Here is a 17,690-nt window from a genome sequence, read left to right as displayed (position 1 = left end):
AATGGAAATTTTTAAAACTGCTTTTTTAATGGTTACTTTAATGCTGATTTTTATCGCTGTTGGCGGATATATTGGAGGTGAGCATGGCATGATGATCGCCTTTTTGATGGCGGCTGGTACAAATATCTTTTCATATTTTTTTAGTGATACTCTGGTGCTTAAAAGATATAACGCTATCCCAGTTGATGAGAGTAACGCTCACGGGCTTTATAAGATCGTATCTCGCCTCACACAAAAGGCAAATTTGCCGATGCCAAAAATTTACATCATCCCAGAAGAGGTACCAAACGCCTTTGCCACAGGCCGCAATCCAAGCCACGCAGCTGTCGCGGTAACCGAGGGACTTTTAAAAATTTTAAATGAAAACGAGATCGAAGGCGTGCTAGCTCACGAGCTAAGTCACGTAAGACACTACGACATCCTAACTGGCTCAATCGCTGCCATACTAGCTGGTGCTATCGCAATGCTTGCAAATTTTGCTAAAGTTGGCGGTATTGCTGGGCAGAGTGGCGGTTCAAGAAGAGGCGGCGGTAATGCCATCGTTATGCTAGCACTTGCTATACTCATGCCAATAGCTGCCACAATCATCCAAATGGCGATCTCAAGGGAGCGCGAGTACAAGGCAGACAAGGGTGCTGCCTATCTAACAGGACACCCAGAGTGGCTAGCAAGCGCTCTAAGAAAGCTTGAGAGCTACTCAAATTCTTACATTATGCAAAATGCAAGCGAACAAAGTGCTCATATGTTTATCGTAAATCCATTTGGCTCGCTAACTAACAAGCTTGGCGTACTTTTTAGAACGCACCCAAGCACTAGCGATAGGATTGCTGAGCTTGAAAGACTTGAACAAGAGATAAAAAGAGGCATGTAAAAATTTAGCCCTTAGTAAAATTTGGGCTAAATTTCTTCTTTCTGCTATATTTTTTGGCTTTAAATATAGACATTTACAAGAAATTTTAAATTTTATGAGCGAGTATATAACGACTCTAAATTTAGTGGCGAGTATCCATGAGAATTAAAAATAGTCTGCTAAGACAAATGAATAAGATTTTAAAATTTACAAATTTGTTTGTTCAAGAAAAAGAAAACTTGAATTATACTTTGCAAGCTTGTAATTACACAAAATAAATATAAATTCTGTTGTTAAGGAGAAAGAGGATCAAATTAAGAAGTCGTTCCCTCTCCCCATTAACAAATTCCCTAACCCCGACAACGTTAGTCGTGGCATACAAACATACTAATGCAATGCAAGTGTTTGCATATCGGATAAGCGTCAGGCAATTTTTAAATTTCATGAGTGAGTAATTTAGGCTCTGATTTTAGTGGCAAACTTTTCGAGGCCTAAAATCAGTAGTCGATTCTTGTGAGTAAATAGAATTTTAAAATTTGAAAAAGATCAAAATTACAAGTTAAAAACTAAAATTTAACTCCAAATTTCACTGCAATTTCTTACAGTCACGATCTTCTATAGTGTACTCAAAGATCAGCTCACCATTTTCTGAATAGAAAAGCTCATCCAAGGAGACACCGATGCTTAGCATATTTAAGATCTCTTTATCTTTGCAAGCAGTTCGCAAATTCTCTTTTTTGATAGCTTCGATAAATTCTAAAAGCTCTTTCTCTTCAAGCCTTTTGATCTCTTGCTTTCTTGCATGTTTGACGGCGTATCTATAGATGAGCGTATCACCGACATTCAAGATATCGTTAAGTGTCAGTGTTGGCGTACAGATAAATGGGAGCTTTTTTTTGTAGTAAGTTGCATGATTTTTCGCTGCCATATCTGGCGTAAGAGCCAGGGCAAGCGAGTAAAAAAACAGTAAAAAAATGACTACTCGCAACTACTTTTATCCAAATTTATATCAAAAAAATGCCTACCCTCAAAGCCGTAACTACCACTTAGCGTGATGCCACGATTTAGCACAGCTCTAGCCATACCTGAATTGCAAAGCGCATCTTTTCCATTTTTATAAAACTCATCTTTTAAAGCTAAAATTTGAGCTTTATTGTAGCCTTTTATCCTCTTTGTCTTGGTCTCGTTTAAAACAAACTCACCATGTATGTTTAGCCCACTGCTACTTACATCTTTTAGCGTGATCATCTCATCGACCCTGCTTGGTAAATTTGGCTTTGCAGTTTGGACGACAAAGGTTGGGATCTGCTTAGTGTCAAGCTGATTTAGTATCTGCTCATAAATTTTAAACTCACTCTCTTGCACACCAAAAGCAAGGCTAGCAAGAGCTAATAAAACGATCTTTTTCACACATTACCTTTATATAAATTTTCTAGTTATATTTGGCGAGAGTTTTACTAAAATATCATAACTTATCGTATCAAAAAATTTCGCCCAAATATTTGCATCCTCAAAGACACAGACCCATTCGCCGCTATCTTTACAGCTAAAGCTATCCATAGAAATTTTGCCTAGTATTGGCTCGTTATTGGCAAGTCTTAGCTCGCCACATCCATTGTATCTTAGCAATCCATCGCCATATCCAAGATCATAAGTGGCTACATTTATATCTTCTTTTGCGCTAAATTTAGCACCATATCCAACACCTTGACCACTTTTTAAAATACGCTTGCTAACTCTTTTTGCCCATAGTGAAAGTACCGGCTTTAACCCCAAACTATCATTGAACTGAGAGTATCCATACTGGGCAATACCAATACGCACCATATCATCTTCAAGCTCGCCTGCTCTCTCAAGAGCAGCTGAGTTGTGAGAGTGAAAGATCGGTTTTTTTATACCAAACTCATCGCAAAGAGCTAAAATTTTCTCTTTTGCAGCCCTAAAATTTTCCCTTTGCACAAAATAATCAGCATTTAGCTCATCACTTGCGCGAAAATGAGTATAAGCTCCAAGAAGCTCTAAATTCCTTCTTGTTAAAATTTCAAAGGCGTAATCAAGCTCGCTTATATCAAGCCCATTTCTATGCATACCAGTGTCAATTGCAAGGTTGATTTTTGAGCCATCTTTTATCTTTAAAAGTGCCTCTATGTCGTTTATCGCATAGATAAATTTACTACTTTCATTTCCGGTTGGGATATGTGAGAGAATGAGAATATTTTCAAATATGTCAGAAATTTCATCTGCTTCAAACTCACTTTTTACAGCACAAATTTCTATGCCAAATTTTTTAGCTTCATTTGCAATAAGCCTTGCACCATGGCCATAAGCATTGTCTTTTAATACAACTATTACTTTCGCTTTGCCACCAGCTTTAGCACAAATTTGAGTGAGGTTATGGATATATGAAGCTTTATTCAGACGTATTTCAGACATTAAAATTCACATTAAAAGCAGTATAAACATCCGGTAAAAGTTTTCTTACGTTGTAATCAAATGCATAAAATTTAGCATAAATTTCTTTCAGATCAGCCTCTTTTACTTTGCTAAAATCAAAAACATCAGTACCATCTTTCTTTGGAACTTGGCGGTCAAGCTCAGCAAAAAAAGCAGCTCTTGCCTCTAAAATTTTTTCGATTTTTTCTTTTACTTCTTGAGATTTTTCCACTTTTACTCCTCTATAAAAATTTTCATATCATCGTTGTAAAGCTTCACATAAAGCGTCTTTTGCCCAGCAAATTTATGTGTATCTGATACATAATCCTCATAAAAACTCACACGAAAAAGCCTATCGTTTTTAAGATTTGGATAAGGCGTGATGAGAAAATTTGAAAAACTAATGCGTTTTTTCTCTTTTTTAGAAAAAATGGCCCGCTTCATACTTTTAAATTTTTCCAAGCTCATACCATCGTATCGCTCAAAGTTTTTATCATAAAATTTAAGATAGTTTTCAATGTCGCTCTCGCTCCATGTCTTTTTCCAACCCAAAAGTCCAGAAATGATCACTGCAATATCTTTTGCACTAGCTTCTGGGCGCTTATCTTCATAAATAAATGCAAGTGTTTTTTTGTGATCCACTACATCATCAAATTTCATCAAAGTATCATTTTGCATAGCCACGCAGCCTTTTGTTTTTAGCTCATCTGTCCTTTGACCATCAAGTGGATAGCCATGTATCCAAATGCCACCGCCATTTCGCTTTGCAAGCTTATCAAGCAAATTTGGATATGAAAGCGAAAATGCAAGTGGGCCAAGATATCTATCATTTGGCGTAAATCTACGTGTAAGCTGATACACTCCAACCGGTGTTTTTAGATCGCCTTCAAGAAGCTTATCACCATTTTTGCCAACTATAACGCTTGAGCTAAAAAGCTTTTTTGTAATGCCGCCATTATAAGAGATCACTTCAAGCTTCTTTTTAGTTTTATCAACTACACTTAGAAGTATCTCATTGTCATAATATCCATATCTTACATCCTTGCCCTCAAGCTTTTTTAGCCAGTAATCCTTACTTAAAATATTTTTTTCGATGGCATCAATAACAGCAGCTGAGCCATTTTTTAAGTAAATTTCTTCGTAATTTTGGGCAAAAAGACAAGGCGATAACGCGATGAAGAAAAATATAATTTTTTTCAAGTGAAATATCCCAAAAAGTAAAATTTAGTCCGTAATTATATCCTAAAAAATTTATATTTTTAGATTTTAAAGGTAAATTAAGTAGTTTTAAATGTATAATGTGAAAACCATTATTAATTTTATCATAAAGGAAAAATATGAAAAAAATCGTTTTTGGTGCGATGCTTGCAGCTTCTGCTCTTATGGCGGCTGATATCAGCCTAGAAAATGTTAGAGCTAGAGATACAAAACCTGGCACAAACAATAGTGCAATTTTTATGAATATCAAAAATGCTTCAAATTCTGATGTAAAGCTTATTGGCGCTCACTCAAGCGTTTGCAAAAGTACAGAAATTCATACACACAAAATGAATGATGGTATGATGGCTATGGTTCAAATCGAAGATGCAGTGATCCCAAAAAATGGTGAAACAAAACTAGCTCCTGGCGGTTTACACATTATGCTTATGGATCTAAATAAACCATTAAAAGATGGTGATAAAGTTGATTTAGAGCTAAAATTTAGCAATGGCGAGAGCATAAAGCTTGATAATATTGGAGTAACTAAAAACTTTAAATAATGAAAAAAATCATAATTATTTTTTCATTTATCTTTATTGTTTTAGGTGCTTTTTCGATAGGCTATAAGCTTATGACAACAAGCAAGGAAGATCCACCTGAATTTGCCGATGTAAACACATCGCTAGATCCTTTAAAATGTGATCTAAACAATAAATCTTGTGAGATGGAATTTAAAGGCGTAAAGCTAAAAATAGACATCTCGCCAAGACCTATTTATGCTATGAGACCTTTTAGCTTTAAAATCATTAATGGTAAAAATTTAGGGCTAAAAAATCCTAGTCTTGAGATAGATGGCATAAATATGAATATGGGATCGATCAAAGCAAGACTTGAGCCAAGAGGCGATAACTTAACTGCTCAAGTAGTGCTAAGTGCTTGTGTTGTCGAGCTTATGAGATATAGATTTAAAGTGCTTGATGACGAAAAAGAAACTGGTTTTTTTGTAGATCTTGATCTAAAATTATAAAGGGTAACGATGAAAAAGGCATTTTGGGGCTTAATAATAATCTTAATTTGTATAGGTGTTGCACTTTTGCTAATAAAGCCAAACAAGTATGATTTTAAGGCACTTTCACAAAACGGTGAAGTAAGTCTTAAAAATTATGACGGAAAGTACAAAGTTATATATTTTGGTTATCTTTTTTGCCCCGATGTCTGCCCTACTGCGCTCTCTTTGATTGGCGATGAACTAAACAAACTAAAAAGAGATGACTTTGAGCTGCTTTTTATTACGCTTGATCCTGAACGCGACACTCCTGAAAATTTAACTCTAATGGCAAAAAATTTCTACAAAGACGCCGATGGATTAAAACTAAATGCCTTAAAAGAAGTGGCAAAAACCTATGGTGTAAAATTTCAAAAAGTCCGTCTTGAAAACTCAGCCATGGGCTACTCTGTTGCTCACAGCTCTTCAATATATTTAATAGACAAAAAAGGAAATTTTTATAAAGAAATTTCAAATCTAACAAATGAAAACATTGGAGAAAATTTATTAAATTTGATCAAAGATAGACCTTAGGGCTAGAAAATTTAGTAAGCCAAAACTGGCCTACTAAAATTCTTTATGCAAATATCATCTCAAGATCTTCTAAACTAAAAATTTAATTCACTTGCTATACTTTTTAAATATATTTTTTCATCAGCTTTAGCGATCGCCACAAGGTCTATCATCAGTGTTGAAATTTCAAGAGCATTGCCCTTAAATACATCAAGATTTACTTCTACCTTTTCGTTACTATTTGTAAGAGATAGCAATCTAGCTTTTTCATCACTATTTAATTTGGCGTCATCTATAAACTCATAAATGATTTTCTTCTCTCTTTCGTCGCAATATCCATCAATTTTCATTAAATTTATAAAAATTTCAATCTTAGGCTTTACAATTTGCTGTTTCTCATCTATAAAATTTGCAAGCTCTGCATTTGCCTTTTCAAGACCATTTATGAAATTTGGAATTTGAGATAAAATCTCGTCTTTTTCTACTGCAGTAAGTTCAGTTTCTACCAAATCTTCATCAAAAGCTATCTCTTTACTAAAAAGCTCTTTTGCCTTTTTGCCAATTTTATTTGTACTATATTTACTCCAAGCAGCCATTGCTGTAGCACCTGCAAGGGGTATCCACTTTGTTGCCATTGATTTTAATGCTTGCTGAGTAATTTTTCCACCCAAAATTTGTATTAACTTTTGTAGAACACTAGGACTAGCACGCTTTACAATTAACTTTTGTCCTTGAATTACTATAAGACCTGTTGCTATGTTACCTGAGGCTGCAAACAAAGCCTCCATAATAATCTCTTTTGGCGGCTCTTTATAACCATAAGCCCTCGCAATATCTGCAGTCATTGCTATCTGATTTCTAATAATTGAAACAATCTCAGGTACTGCAGCTGCCATACCAAAAGGCCCAGGAATAAGTCCTGCACCACCTGAAATACTTGCATTTAGGTAGCTATACTTATCTATGATGCTTTCTATACTGCTAATTGTTGGTACACCACCTTTTTCTCAATCTGCTTGCTTACTTACAATAACACTTGAAATTGCATTTTGCAGACCTTCATTTATCCCTTCGCCTATTTTATCTAGCATTTTTGCTCCTTTAAAAGATTTACGAAGTAAATCGTTTTTTTTCTGAAGGGCAATTTATCTTTTTTTAAAAATTTTTATACTTAAATCTACAAGCCAAACAAAGTTGATTAAATATAAGCAGTACTAGCAATGAATTTGTTAAGAAGATCTATACGAAAGGTAGGCTTTTGCACTATAAATTTTAATCACAATACAAAAGCTAAAAATTTAAGTTTTACTATTTCACTCTATGATGTACGCTGCCGCCATAAGTAATATCCTCAGCCTTTACCTCATCACTTGTTAAAATTTCACTTATCTTGCCATTTTCTTCTAGTTTTTTCCTATTTTCTTCGGCATCTTCTTGATAGCTATAAACCATCGCAACGCTCACTACTCCGCTGATAACTTCTATCTTTTTAAAATTTTTTATCTCATCTTCAATACTATCTGAGCTAACTACCACTACGATTCTATCGTCTGCGTCAGTTATTATTTCACACTCTTTTAGCTTTTTTATTTCGTTTTTTACACTTTCATTTTTATTGTCCGTATAAACTATCAAACTTGAAATATTCATTTAATTCTCCAAAACAAAATTTTATTCTCATAGGCTGAAGTTGCGACTTCGTTATCGCTTATAAAAACTATGCTATTTATCGTACTTTGTCCAGTTTTTAGCATTGCGATATTTTCTAAGCTTTTACTATCAACTAAATTTACATCGCTCATCTCATCGCTCATATAGGCTGCCACTCTGCCATCATCGCTAAGGCCGACGCCATAGACCAAAAAGCCAGTATTTATCTTTTTTAGGCTTCCAGCTGAAAATATCCCCACTATCCTGTCGGTGCCTCCACTTATCATGACGCCATTTTTATAAGCGATATCGTAGATATTATCAGTGTGGATATCTAAAATTTTGTCCATTTTTTTAGTGCGAACATTGTAAAAATAGACCTTACCACTCTCGCAAGCGATAGCTAGCGTGCTTCTATCTTCATTTATCTCCATATCTGAGAGCATCGCGATTGAAATTTTAAAGCTATCATAAATTTCGCTACTTTTTAGGTTTAAAAAGTAAATTTCATTACTAATTGAAGCAAGCGCAACATGCTCATTATCTAAAAATAATGCCTTTTTTGTCGCTTGATTTGGTATTTTTATGCTTTTTATCTGCCCATTTTCTCTTGTATAAAGCACCTTTGTAGCATAGTCACCCTCACTTAGGATGAGTATCTTGCCATTTAACTCATCAACGTTTAAAATTTTTGGTCTTTCATGATCACTAACATAAGTTTTTATATCATCCATCTTAATGATCTCTTCAAATTTAGACTCTTTAGGATCATAAATTTCAACCGTCCCTCCATCAGTCGCGATAAAGAGTTTACCATTTATTAGCGTTGTGCTTAGCACATTTGCACTAGCCTCTATTTGCTTGTATGGAGTGGTGATCTCACTTGCAAAGATAAAATTTAATAGACAAAAAATAAAAAACAAAGCTCTCATAAGGCCTCCATTTGAAGTGATTTTTTAAAGCAAACATCAAAGCACTCGCCGCAACTTACGCAGTTTTGATTAACAATAGGACGAAAAACGCCAAGAAATTCGACTGCTTTAAATTTACAAGCATCAAGGCAGTTGTAGCAGATCGTATCGTTCCACGCTAGACAGCTAGAAACATCGATGCTAACTTTTGCATTTATACTCTTTGGTGAGTTTAAGCTTAATGTCTTCTTACCAAGACTCTCGCAAGCCTTTGCGCACTCTTCACAAAAGTCACAGCCCAGCTTTTTAACTTTAAAAACTACCCTTTCATTTTCAAAGCTAAGAAGCTCTTTTTCACAAGCGTTTACGCAGCTAGCATCGCATCCATCGCAGTCAAACTCACCGCTAAAAAAAGGCGGAGTTATAAATTTGGGAGCAGATTTTGCCCCCAAAATTTTACTAAAAAGCTCTCGCCTGCTTTGCATTATTTAACACCATCGTTTAAAACATCTAGCAAGTTTGACTTATGAGTGCCGTTTTTATCTCTAAAATCAGGCTTAAATTTATTACCAACGAGCTGCGTTACACCATTTTGTTGCTCAACGTGGCATGTTGTGCAGTTATATCTTTCATCATCAAGCTTGCCTGCAAGATCTTTTTTGTTTCTGATATCATAAAAGTGAGATGATGGTATCGGTGTTGCTCCACTATCTTTTGCAAACTCAGGCATATGGCAGGTTACGCACATATTCATATCTTTTGTGATAGGTACTAAACCCTCAGTATCGTGTGGGATAAATGGTGGTGCATTTTCAAAAGACCTATCAAATTTCTTTGACATACCAGCTGGCTCTTTTGTGTAGTTCACATCTTTTAATACAACGTCTTTATCGTCTAGCAAATCGATATTTCTAAGGCCGATTTGCGAATCACTAATACTTGGATTATTAAAAGTACATGCCGCAAAAAACGCAGCACACAATCCTCCAAGCATCATTATTTTTATTTTCATTTTTCTCTCCTTAAATTTCTAATACTAAATTTCAAAGCCCCGTCTCCACAAACATCAATGCACCTGCCACAGCTTATGCACTCACTTGAGCTAACTGAGCGGCTCTCTTTACCGATCATGTCAAGCACTTGCATTTCTGGGCAAATAAGCTTACATTTCATACATTTTGTGCAAGCCTGGGCATCATGTTTTACTCTAATGAGGGCAAATTTTGAGATAATGGCATAAAAGGCACCAAGTGGACAAACGTGCGAGCAAATGCCACGCTTTAACACAAACATATCAAAAGCAATGATCGCAACTGCTATGCCTAAAGCACTAGCTGAGCCGTAAATAATGCCACGCTGAATAATGCCAATATAGCTAACGCTCTCAAATACTGGATAAGACAAAGCAAGGCTTAATATAAGAGCAAGAGCCAGCAAGTAATAACGTAAATTTTTACTCACATTTAAGACTTTTTCGCCCTTAAAGCCAAATTTCCCTCTTAGTTTAAAAGCGATATCGGTTAGTAAATTTATTGGGCATATCCACGAACAAAACGCTCTTGGAGCAACTAGCGCGTAAAATGCAAAGATAATGCCAGCTCCAATAATTGCATTTATGCCAGCACTAAAGCTTGCAAGTAAAATTTGAACCAAAGCAAATGGATCGCTTAGTGGAATTTTTCCAAAAAGCAAAGATGAGCTTAAATTTCCACTAAGTATCTTAACTCCGTAAAAATTTCCTAGGACAAATAGTGCTAGGATAGAAATTTGAGTTATTCGCCTTAAGATTAAAAATTTCATAGCTCACCACCATTTAGATAATCAGTCGCTTTTTTAATGTCAAGCTTTATTTTGCTGTCTGCGTCGTCTATGCGTCTTTCGTCTTCTTTGATCCAGCCTTTGACATAGTTATCGCCTACTTTGCCAAGCACCGCGTCACGATTTAGCACGGTAATGGCTGCTTTTTTAGTGATACAGGCTCGCTCGCATAGGCCACATCCGGTGCAGATGTCGCTATCGACCACTGGAAGTAAAAAGGCATGCTTTTGTGTCCTTTCGTTACGGCGATACTCAAGATATAAGGCTTTATCCAAAAGAGGACAAGCCCTGTAACAAGCATCGCACTGTATGCCCCAGTGTGCCACGCAGTTTTTCATATCAACCACCGCAACACCCATTTTGGCCTTATTTATGTCAAGCTTACCTTTTGTGCTTACTAAATTTACGTCCAAAGCTCCAGTCGGACAGGCTGGCACACAAGGGATATTTTCACACATATAGCAAGGAATTTTTCTAGGCTCAAAATAAGGTGTTCCAATACTTATGCCATCTTCTAGCGATGAGAGCTTTAGCGTATCAAATGGACAAGCCTCTACGCAAAGCCCACACCTAATGCAGCTTTGTAAAAATTGCTTCTCTTCTTTTGCACCAGGAGGTCTAAGAAGCATAAGTGGCGAAGCTTTGGCACTAAGCGACCAAACAAAGCCTCCACCAAGAGCCAAAAGCGCTACTTTTGCTCCAAATTTTAAAGCCTCTCGCCTACTTGAAAATCCCATATCGCTCACCTATGCTTTGTAAATTTTAACCGCACACTTTTTATAATCAGTCTCTTTTGAGATTGGGCAAGTAGCGTCAAGACATACTTTGTTTATATATACGTTTTCATCAAAGAAAGGCACATAAACAAGACCTACTGGCGGCTTATTTCTACCTTTTAGATCAACTCTTGCTTTTATCTTGCCACGGCGTGATTCGACCCAAACGACCTCATTTTGCATTACACCAAGTTTTTTAGCATCATCTTCGTGCATATAGCAAAGCGCCTCTGGAACAGCTCTATAAAGCTCAGGAACACGCATAGTCATCGTACCTGTATGCCAGTGCTCTAGCACACGGCCAGTACATAACCAGAATGGATAGTCTTTGCTTGGCATCTCGCATGGATCCATGTAAGGGCGGAAGAAAATTTTTGCTTTATTTGCAAGAGACGTTTTCTCTTTATTTTGTACGCCTTTTAGATCTCCTGTTGGAAGTGCTGCATTTTTGTTGCCATAGAATGCAAATTTCTCATTTGGAGCAGCTTTTTTAGCATATGGGTCAAATTTAGTGTTAAATCTCCACTGAGTCTCTTTGCCATCAACTACTGGCCATCTTAAACCTCTTACTCTGTGGTAAGTGTCAAAGTCTGCAAGGTCATGGCCGTGTCCAACGCCAAATTTTCTATACTCTTCCCAAAGATATTTGTGGATGAAAAATCCATATCCTTTAAATTCTTTGCCATCTGAACCGATCACTTTTCTGCTATCGCCAAATACTTCTGTATTGTCGTAGTTTTCCATAATAGGATCGTTTGCACTAAATTTCTTAGCCTCTTCGTTAGCAAAAAGTACATCAAATAGCGTATCTTCTTCGCTATATCCCATAGCTTTTGCAGCATCGAGCACGTTTGGAAGTGTAACTTTGTCATTTACTTTTTTCTCACCCCAAACATCTTTTAGCTTAAAGCGCTTGCTAAACTCCATCATTTGCCAAATATCAGGCATCGCTTCACCAACAGGAAGTACTTGCTGTCTCCAGTGTTGTGTTCTTCTCTCAGCGTTACCGTAAGCACCCCATTTTTCATAGATCATCGCAGTTGGAAGAATAAGGTCGGCTACTTTTGCAGAAATTCCTGGATAAGGATCGCTTACGACGATGAAGTTATCCATTTCGCGAGCTGCTTTGATCCAGTGGTTTGCGTTTGCAGTATTTTGCCATGGGTTATTTACTTGAACCCAAATAAATTTAACCTTGCCATCTTCAACATCACGCATCATTTTTACGTAGTGTGAGCCTGGAACGGCATTTAGTGTGCCAGCAGGTAGTTTCCAAATTTTTTCAGTTGTCTCTCTATGTTTTGGATTGGCGACAACCATATCAGCTGGTAAGCGGTGAACGAAAGTTCCAACCTCTCTTGCAGTACCACATGCACTTGGTTGGCCAGTTAGAGAAAATGCTCCTGAGCCTGGAAGTGCTTGCTTACCAAGCAAGAAATGCACCATATAAGCTTGCTCATTTACCCATGTACCGCGTTGATGTTGGTTAAAGCCCATAGTCCAGAAACTTACGACCTTGCGGTTTTTTTCGATATAAAGATCGGCAAGTGTTTTTAATTTTTTCTTAAATTCTTCTATATCTTCGTTTGGATCGCCCTTTGCCACCTTAGCTGTAAAGTCAAGTGTGTAAGGATCAAGAGCTTTTTTAAACTCTTCAAATGTTATTTGCCAGTGATCGCCAGCCTTTGCAGCATTTTTATTTTCAAGTGTATCACCAGCTTTTAGCCCAAGATAAGAAAGCGTAACGCCCTCAGCCTCGCTTAGTACCTTTGACTTCTCAGTCGCAGCAGTATCTAGCTCGCTTGGAGCATATTTTTTGTGATGAATGTCTGGACGAAGGCCATATCCGATATCAACTGGGCCAGCTGTGAAGACACAGTGCTTTTTAACAAATTCTTCATCGATCATCTCTGGGTGGTTATAAACTATCTCGCGAGCGATGTAGTTCCAGATAGCTAGGTCAGATGACGGAGCAAAAATGATCTCGATATCGGCCAAATTTGATGTTCTAGTTGAGTAGGTGCTTAAATTTACGACCTTTACTCTATCAGGATCGCTAAGCTTTCTATCGCTCACACGTGCCCAAAGGATTGGGTGCATTTCAGCCATATTTGCGCCCCAAGCCACGATAGTATCAGTTAGCTCGATATCATCAAAACAGCCTGATGGCTCATCTATACCAAAAACTTGCATAAAGCCAAGAACCGCACTTGCCATGCAGTGCCTTGCGTTTGGATCAATGCTATTGCTTCTAAAGCCACCTTTCATAAGTTTAACGGCAGCATAGCCTTCTGGAATAGTATATTGACCAGAGCCTAGAACTCCGATACCGTGAGGGCCTAGTTCATTGTATGATTTTCTAAACTGAGCCTCCATAACATCAAATGCTTGCTTCCAGCTTACTTGCTTAAATTTACCTTTTTTATCAAATTCGCCTTTTTCATTTACACGTAAAAGCGGATGAGTGATCCTGTCTTCGCCGTACATGATCTTAGCATTAAAGTAGCCTTTAATGCAGTTTAGACCACGATTTACTGGTGCTTCTGGATCTCCTTTTACAGCTACTATCTTGCCCTCTTTTGTAGCGACCATGATGCCACAGCCTGTTCCACAAAACCTACAGGCAGCCTTATCCCAGCGCCAGCCTTTTTCGGCTTCGCTTGCTGCACTTAGCGAGCTTGGTACGGCTATACCAGCACTAGCACAAGCAGCACTAGCCGCAGCACTTTTTATGAATTCTCGTCGATTCATTCTTTCTCCTTTAAAGATTTAAAACAAATTTAATTGATATTAACCTTGCAAAACTTATTTACAACTGATTTACATTTATAAAAATTTCAAAAAACTTAATCTAAAAATGTAAATATTTTTCTACATAAAAATATTAATTTTCTTACAAAGCACGATTTTAAAAGAAAATACTATTTAATAAAATTTAAAAATTTTAGAGCTGTTATCAAAAAAGCTAAAGGAAATAAAGTAAAATTATTTTTGAATATTTGAGTAAAAAAGTAACATAAAGTATTATTAAAAATTTTATCTCTTTACTGAAATAGCAATAATTGTAAGAATAAATTCTAATAATTTTCATTACATTACGACAAACATAATCTATAAAAATTTAACTAGCAATATCACTATAAAGCTATAAATATTAGATTATTTTTAAAAATTTTATTATATTTATAAAACAAAAAATAATTTTAAGATTAGAGATAAAAAGGAGTTATTTTCATCCTCAAAATTTGAGGATGAAATATTAATAAAATTTTAGGTGTTAAGCTATAAGGTTAAAATTTATTCTTTTTAACATCAGCTACTATTGTCTTAGCCATTTCATCGATTTGGGCGGTGATTTCATTTGTTGAACTCACGATATCAACATTTTGCTTTGTAATGCTATCAATCTGGCTTACGCTTTGATTTATCATATTTATGCCTTCGCTTTGCTCTCTGATGCTCTCACTCATCTCGTTAATGCTTTGAGTAAGTATATTTGCATTAGTTTCGATCTCGCCAAGTGACTTTTGGGTGCGCTCGGCTAGTTTTCTCACCTCATCTGCGACCACAGCAAAGCCTCGCCCATGCTCACCAGCACGCGCCGCTTCGATAGCAGCGTTTAGAGCAAGTAAATTTGTTTGATCGGCTATATCTCTAATAATAACGATGATATTTTTAATCTCTTCAGATTGTTTTATAACATCTACAGTCTTTTGACTAATTGCGCTCATTGAGCTACTCATTTGCTCGATCGCAGCAGCACTTTCTTGGAGAGAATTTGCTTGTGTGCTAGCACCTTGAGTTACTTGCTTCATTGATGCATCTAAATTTTTGGCTTTTTCTTCTAAGAATTGTGCTTGTTTTAAGTTAAACGCAAGCATATTAGCTATCTCTTCGCCAAGCTCGTTTGTTACTAGTTCGACATTGCCTTTGGCATCCAAAATTCTTGAAGTAAAATCAGAATTTCTAAAATCATTAAAAGTTTTTTGGATCATATTTAAATCGCTACCTACTCTTTTCTCCAAAACATCTAGCATTTTATTTAAGACATCTTTTAATTCAATTAGTTTTGGATTGGCTGGAACATCTACTATTCTTGCTTTTAAATTTCCATTTTCTATCGCCTTTGCAGTCTCAACAGATTGAGATACCACTCTAGAGTCTTGATCGGCATTGTCAAAAATTTTAGCAATATTATCATTTATTAGTTTGCTCATTACGCCAAATTCATCTTTTGTTGCTACCTTCGAAACAACTGGTTCTTTTATCTCAAAATTTAAAAATCTAAAGAAACTAACCAAAGCGTCTGTAATGGTTTTAATCGGATTAAGCGATCTTTTTAGCAAGAAATATACAAATGCAGACAAGACAACTATAAATATAAAGGCTAAAATAATTTGAACTTTTAAAATAGGCAAAGTATGCGAGCTAAAGATATTTTGATCCATTGCTGTTATTGCCAACCAACCTTTGTCGTTTATCTCTAACATATAAGCATAGACATCTTCGCCTTTTGTATTTTTATATGCTATTAATCCATTTTCATCAAATTTCTTTTCATTATATTGTTTTATTAGACTCTTTGCGATCTCATGAGGTTTGCCAACTAATTCTTTATTTGGGTGCATTATAACGTTGCCATTTTGATCTGTAACAAAAGCATAGCTGTATTCAGTCTTACTGATTTGCGATATATTATTGCTCAACTCCTCAATAGAGGCATCTATGCCCGTAACTCCAATATTTTTAATAGGTGCAGCAAAAGTTATAACCATCGCATTTAATGAAGCTGCCATGTATGGATCAGTATATATTGGTTTATTCTCGGCTTTAGCTTGTTTATACCATCCTCTAACTCTTGGATCGTATCCAGCTTTGTTTTGCCCATTTGATCTAAACATAGCTCCATCTTCATATCCAGCATAGATAAGTGTAATCTCTTTTCCAGATACAGCTTTTGCTTGAGATAAAGCTAAATTTATACCATCAGCATTCATCGAGCCATCACTTTTCTCGCTTATCTTACTAAGAGTCTCAGCCATTTTCTCTATAGCATACTGATTATTGGTAAAAAAGCTATTTAGTGTGATTTTCACATCTTTTAAGATTTGCTTTTGAGTTTGTATTACTAGCTCAATGGCTTTATCATGAGCTGTGTTATAACTAGCTAAAGATATTAGCGAGAATGATATAAATAATGCCAGTATTAGCATTAAAGATATTTTGTTTGCGATTGATCGCATTTACTTTCCTTTTACAAAAAATTAAGATACGATTTTATATTTTTTTATATTAAATAGTCTTAAATAATATTAATTACAAAATAGTGATGTATACATTAAATAATAATTTTAAATTATTTTTTCATTTTAGATAGTTAAAATCAGCGATATAAAATTAGAATTTAGGGGAAGCAAACCCCTAAATTCGGTCTAAGATTAAAATTTATTTTTTCTAACGTCGGCTACTATCGTCTTAGCCATGTCATCTATTTGGTCAGTAATTTCATTTGTTGTACCAACAATATTAATATTTTGTTTTGTAATACTGTCGATCTGACTTACGCTTTGATTTATCATATTTATGCCTTCGCTTTGCTCTCTGATGCTTTCACTCATCTCATTGATGCTTTGAGCTAAAACATTTGCGTTAGCTTCGATCTCGCCAAGTGATTTTTGAGTTCGCTCTGCTAGTTTTCTAACCTCGTCGGCAACTACGGCAAAGCCTCTGCCGTGTTCACCAGCACGTGCCGCTTCGATAGCCGCATTTAGAGCAAGTAGATTGGTTTGATCAGCTATATCTCTAATAATAACGATGATGTTTTTAATCTCTTCGCTTTGTCTTGTTACGTCGCTAGCTTTTTGACTAATGGCGTTCATAGAACTACTCATCTCTTCTATAGCAGCTGCGCTTTCTTGGATGGAGTCTGCTTGCTTGTGAGCTCCGTCGGTTAGACTCTTCATAGATTCTGCTAAAATTTTAGCCTTCGCTTCTAGGCTTTCTGCTTCTTTTAGATTTTCTCTTAGCATATTGCTTACGGCGTCTCCCGCGCTTTGAAGGCCTACTATCATATCTTTTAGGTCGCTTTCAAGCTCTGGTTTTAGCTCTAATCTAGGAGTATAGTCGTTTTTATTATAAGAGGCCAAAACTACGGCTATGCCTTTTAAATTATCGGAGATTGAAGTAAAGAAGCGGTTTAGCAGATCTTTTAGCTGTACGAGAGCCGGGTTATTAGGGACTGAATTAATCTTAGCTCCCATATGGCCTTTTATCATAAGGTTTGCGATACCGTTCATTTCCTCTATTAAAGCGCTATCTCTTTTTACGCCGTTAAGAACTTTTTCTATATTTTCGTTGATAGATTCGCTCATCTTGCCGAATTCGTCCTCGCTAGTAACTGCTAGCTTTTCCGGAGCGTTAGGCGTTTCGTAAGTGATAAATTTAAACGCGTCTTCAAGCTTAGTTTGAATAGTTCTAATAGGACTAAGAGATTT

Annotated in this window: 19 protein-coding genes and 1 pseudogene; 4 read left to right on the top strand and 16 right to left on the bottom strand. The window is 36.2% G+C overall.

The features are described from left to right. Position 1 precedes the first annotated feature (1 nt). Complete coding sequence (htpX, locus tag CCON33237_RS03345; RefSeq protein ID WP_054196388.1) at positions 2 to 871, top strand: zinc metalloprotease HtpX; 870 nt, start codon at positions 2 to 4, stop codon at positions 869 to 871. A gap of 565 nt (positions 872 to 1,436) precedes the next feature. Here htpX and CCON33237_RS03340 read toward each other — a convergent pair. The 5 genes from CCON33237_RS03340 to pgp2 are packed head-to-tail and all read right to left on the bottom strand — an operon-like array spanning position 1,437 to position 4,483. Continuing rightward, a complete protein-coding gene (locus tag CCON33237_RS03340; RefSeq protein ID WP_069174589.1) occupies positions 1,437 to 1,778 on the bottom strand; it encodes a flagellar protein FlaH in 342 nt (113 codons plus the stop codon). A gap of 50 nt (positions 1,779 to 1,828) precedes the next feature. Next, complete coding sequence (locus CCON33237_RS03335) at positions 1,829 to 2,260, bottom strand: hypothetical protein (RefSeq protein ID WP_054196386.1); 432 nt, start codon at positions 2,258 to 2,260, stop codon at positions 1,829 to 1,831. 9 nt (positions 2,261 to 2,269) lie between these two features. Continuing rightward, complete coding sequence (locus tag CCON33237_RS03330) at positions 2,270 to 3,283, bottom strand: alanine racemase (protein WP_054196385.1); 1,014 nt, start codon at positions 3,281 to 3,283, stop codon at positions 2,270 to 2,272. Next, the gene (gene cmeU, locus CCON33237_RS03325) at positions 3,276 to 3,515 is read right to left on the bottom strand and encodes a CmeU family protein (RefSeq protein WP_021091016.1); all 240 of its coding nucleotides are present in this window, start codon (positions 3,513 to 3,515) and stop codon (positions 3,276 to 3,278) included. The genes CCON33237_RS03330 and cmeU overlap by 8 nt, the downstream gene beginning before the upstream one ends. Positions 3,516 to 3,517: 2 nt before the next feature. Beyond that, positions 3,518 to 4,483, bottom strand: a complete 966-nt coding sequence (gene pgp2, locus CCON33237_RS03320; RefSeq protein WP_021090919.1) for a cell shape-determining L,D-carboxypeptidase Pgp2 — start codon at positions 4,481 to 4,483, stop codon at positions 3,518 to 3,520. Between the two features lie 137 nt (positions 4,484 to 4,620). Between pgp2 and CCON33237_RS03315 the strand changes: the two genes are divergently transcribed. The 3 genes from CCON33237_RS03315 to CCON33237_RS03305 all read left to right on the top strand — a co-directional run bounded on the left by CCON33237_RS03315 (position 4,621) and on the right by CCON33237_RS03305 (position 6,062). Beyond that, a complete protein-coding gene (locus CCON33237_RS03315) occupies positions 4,621 to 5,043 on the top strand; it encodes a copper chaperone PCu(A)C (RefSeq protein WP_054196384.1) in 423 nt (140 codons plus the stop codon). A gap of 71 nt (positions 5,044 to 5,114) precedes the next feature. After that, positions 5,115 to 5,510: a hypothetical protein gene (locus CCON33237_RS03310; protein WP_021090968.1), complete on the top strand. Its 396-nt coding sequence runs from the start codon at positions 5,115 to 5,117 to the stop codon at positions 5,508 to 5,510. Between the two features lie 9 nt (positions 5,511 to 5,519). After that, complete coding sequence (locus CCON33237_RS03305) at positions 5,520 to 6,062, top strand: SCO family protein (protein ID WP_054196383.1); 543 nt, start codon at positions 5,520 to 5,522, stop codon at positions 6,060 to 6,062. Positions 6,063 to 6,136: 74 nt separating this feature from the next. Here CCON33237_RS03305 and CCON33237_RS03300 read toward each other — a convergent pair whose 3' ends face one another. The 11 genes and pseudogenes from CCON33237_RS03300 to CCON33237_RS10075 form a co-directional block, all read right to left on the bottom strand. After that, positions 6,137 to 6,937: a hypothetical protein gene (locus CCON33237_RS03300; protein ID WP_054196382.1), complete on the bottom strand. Its 801-nt coding sequence runs from the start codon at positions 6,935 to 6,937 to the stop codon at positions 6,137 to 6,139. 412 nt (positions 6,938 to 7,349) lie between these two features. Beyond that, positions 7,350 to 7,691, bottom strand: coding sequence for a chaperone NapD (locus CCON33237_RS03295; protein WP_054196381.1), 342 nt, complete (start codon positions 7,689 to 7,691; stop codon positions 7,350 to 7,352). Then, the gene (locus CCON33237_RS03290) at positions 7,688 to 8,623 is read right to left on the bottom strand and encodes a WD40 repeat domain-containing protein (RefSeq protein ID WP_054196380.1); all 936 of its coding nucleotides are present in this window, start codon (positions 8,621 to 8,623) and stop codon (positions 7,688 to 7,690) included. The genes CCON33237_RS03295 and CCON33237_RS03290 overlap by 4 nt, the downstream gene beginning before the upstream one ends. Then, positions 8,620 to 9,087, bottom strand: coding sequence for a 4Fe-4S dicluster domain-containing protein (locus tag CCON33237_RS03285; protein WP_054196379.1), 468 nt, complete (start codon positions 9,085 to 9,087; stop codon positions 8,620 to 8,622). The genes CCON33237_RS03290 and CCON33237_RS03285 overlap by 4 nt, the downstream gene beginning before the upstream one ends. Beyond that, positions 9,087 to 9,614, bottom strand: a complete 528-nt coding sequence (locus tag CCON33237_RS03280) for a nitrate reductase cytochrome c-type subunit (RefSeq protein ID WP_054196378.1) — start codon at positions 9,612 to 9,614, stop codon at positions 9,087 to 9,089. The genes CCON33237_RS03285 and CCON33237_RS03280 overlap by 1 nt, the downstream gene beginning before the upstream one ends. Continuing rightward, positions 9,611 to 10,402 carry a quinol dehydrogenase ferredoxin subunit NapH gene (gene napH / locus CCON33237_RS03275; RefSeq protein WP_054196377.1) on the bottom strand — a complete coding sequence of 264 codons (792 nt, stop codon included), beginning with the start codon at positions 10,400 to 10,402 and terminating at the stop codon, positions 9,611 to 9,613. The genes CCON33237_RS03280 and napH overlap by 4 nt, the downstream gene beginning before the upstream one ends. Then, on the bottom strand, positions 10,399 to 11,157 hold the full coding sequence (napG, locus tag CCON33237_RS03270) for a ferredoxin-type protein NapG (protein WP_087577164.1): 759 nt from the start codon (positions 11,155 to 11,157) through the stop codon (positions 10,399 to 10,401). Before napG ends, napH begins: the two co-directional genes overlap by 4 nt. A gap of 9 nt (positions 11,158 to 11,166) precedes the next feature. Further along, on the bottom strand, positions 11,167 to 13,947 hold the full coding sequence (gene napA / locus CCON33237_RS03265) for a nitrate reductase catalytic subunit NapA (protein WP_054196375.1): 2,781 nt from the start codon (positions 13,945 to 13,947) through the stop codon (positions 11,167 to 11,169). A gap of 539 nt (positions 13,948 to 14,486) precedes the next feature. After that, positions 14,487 to 15,011: a methyl-accepting chemotaxis protein gene (locus CCON33237_RS10085; protein WP_159070040.1), complete on the bottom strand. Its 525-nt coding sequence runs from the start codon at positions 15,009 to 15,011 to the stop codon at positions 14,487 to 14,489. Between the two features lie 657 nt (positions 15,012 to 15,668). Next, positions 15,669 to 16,409, bottom strand: a pseudogene (locus CCON33237_RS10080) (cache domain-containing protein); the annotation flags it as partial. Between the two features lie 225 nt (positions 16,410 to 16,634). Beyond that, on the bottom strand, positions 16,635 to 17,075 hold the full coding sequence (locus CCON33237_RS10075; RefSeq protein ID WP_374048479.1) for a methyl-accepting chemotaxis protein: 441 nt from the start codon (positions 17,073 to 17,075) through the stop codon (positions 16,635 to 16,637). Positions 17,076 to 17,690: the final 615 nt, after the last annotated feature.

Origin of the sequence: Campylobacter concisus, assembly GCF_001298465.1 — a bacterium.
Classification (GTDB): Bacteria; Campylobacterota; Campylobacteria; order Campylobacterales; family Campylobacteraceae; genus Campylobacter_A; species Campylobacter_A concisus.
This window is presented reverse-complemented; position numbering and strand designations above follow the sequence as displayed.

Excerpts from the sequence above, each read along its gene's own strand:
- CCON33237_RS03330 (WP_054196385.1), bottom strand. The coding sequence starts at position 3,283 with ATGTCTGAAATACGTCTGAATAAAGCTTCATATATCCATAACCTCACT.
- CCON33237_RS03295 (WP_054196381.1), bottom strand. The coding sequence starts at position 7,691 with ATGAATATTTCAAGTTTGATAGTTTATACGGACAATAAAAATGAAAGT.
- CCON33237_RS03300 (WP_054196382.1), bottom strand. The coding sequence starts at position 6,937 with ATGGCAGCTGCAGTACCTGAGATTGTTTCAATTATTAGAAATCAGATA.
- CCON33237_RS03280 (WP_054196378.1), bottom strand. The coding sequence starts at position 9,614 with ATGAAAATAAAAATAATGATGCTTGGAGGATTGTGTGCTGCGTTTTTT.
- CCON33237_RS03315 (WP_054196384.1), top strand. The coding sequence starts at position 4,621 with ATGAAAAAAATCGTTTTTGGTGCGATGCTTGCAGCTTCTGCTCTTATG.
- htpX (WP_054196388.1), top strand. The coding sequence starts at position 2 with ATGGAAATTTTTAAAACTGCTTTTTTAATGGTTACTTTAATGCTGATT.
- napH (WP_054196377.1), bottom strand. The coding sequence starts at position 10,402 with ATGAAATTTTTAATCTTAAGGCGAATAACTCAAATTTCTATCCTAGCA.
- CCON33237_RS03340 (WP_069174589.1), bottom strand. The coding sequence starts at position 1,778 with ATGGCAGCGAAAAATCATGCAACTTACTACAAAAAAAAGCTCCCATTT.
- CCON33237_RS03285 (WP_054196379.1), bottom strand. The coding sequence starts at position 9,087 with ATGCAAAGCAGGCGAGAGCTTTTTAGTAAAATTTTGGGGGCAAAATCT.
- napG (WP_087577164.1), bottom strand. The coding sequence starts at position 11,157 with ATGGGATTTTCAAGTAGGCGAGAGGCTTTAAAATTTGGAGCAAAAGTA.
- CCON33237_RS03290 (WP_054196380.1), bottom strand. The coding sequence starts at position 8,623 with ATGAGAGCTTTGTTTTTTATTTTTTGTCTATTAAATTTTATCTTTGCA.
- CCON33237_RS03305 (WP_054196383.1), top strand. The coding sequence starts at position 5,520 with ATGAAAAAGGCATTTTGGGGCTTAATAATAATCTTAATTTGTATAGGT.
- napA (WP_054196375.1), bottom strand. The coding sequence starts at position 13,947 with ATGAATCGACGAGAATTCATAAAAAGTGCTGCGGCTAGTGCTGCTTGT.
- CCON33237_RS10085 (WP_159070040.1), bottom strand. The coding sequence starts at position 15,011 with ATGAAGCAAGTAACTCAAGGTGCTAGCACACAAGCAAATTCTCTCCAA.
- CCON33237_RS03310 (WP_021090968.1), top strand. The coding sequence starts at position 5,115 with ATGACAACAAGCAAGGAAGATCCACCTGAATTTGCCGATGTAAACACA.
- CCON33237_RS10075 (WP_374048479.1), bottom strand. The coding sequence starts at position 17,075 with ATGAACGCCATTAGTCAAAAAGCTAGCGACGTAACAAGACAAAGCGAA.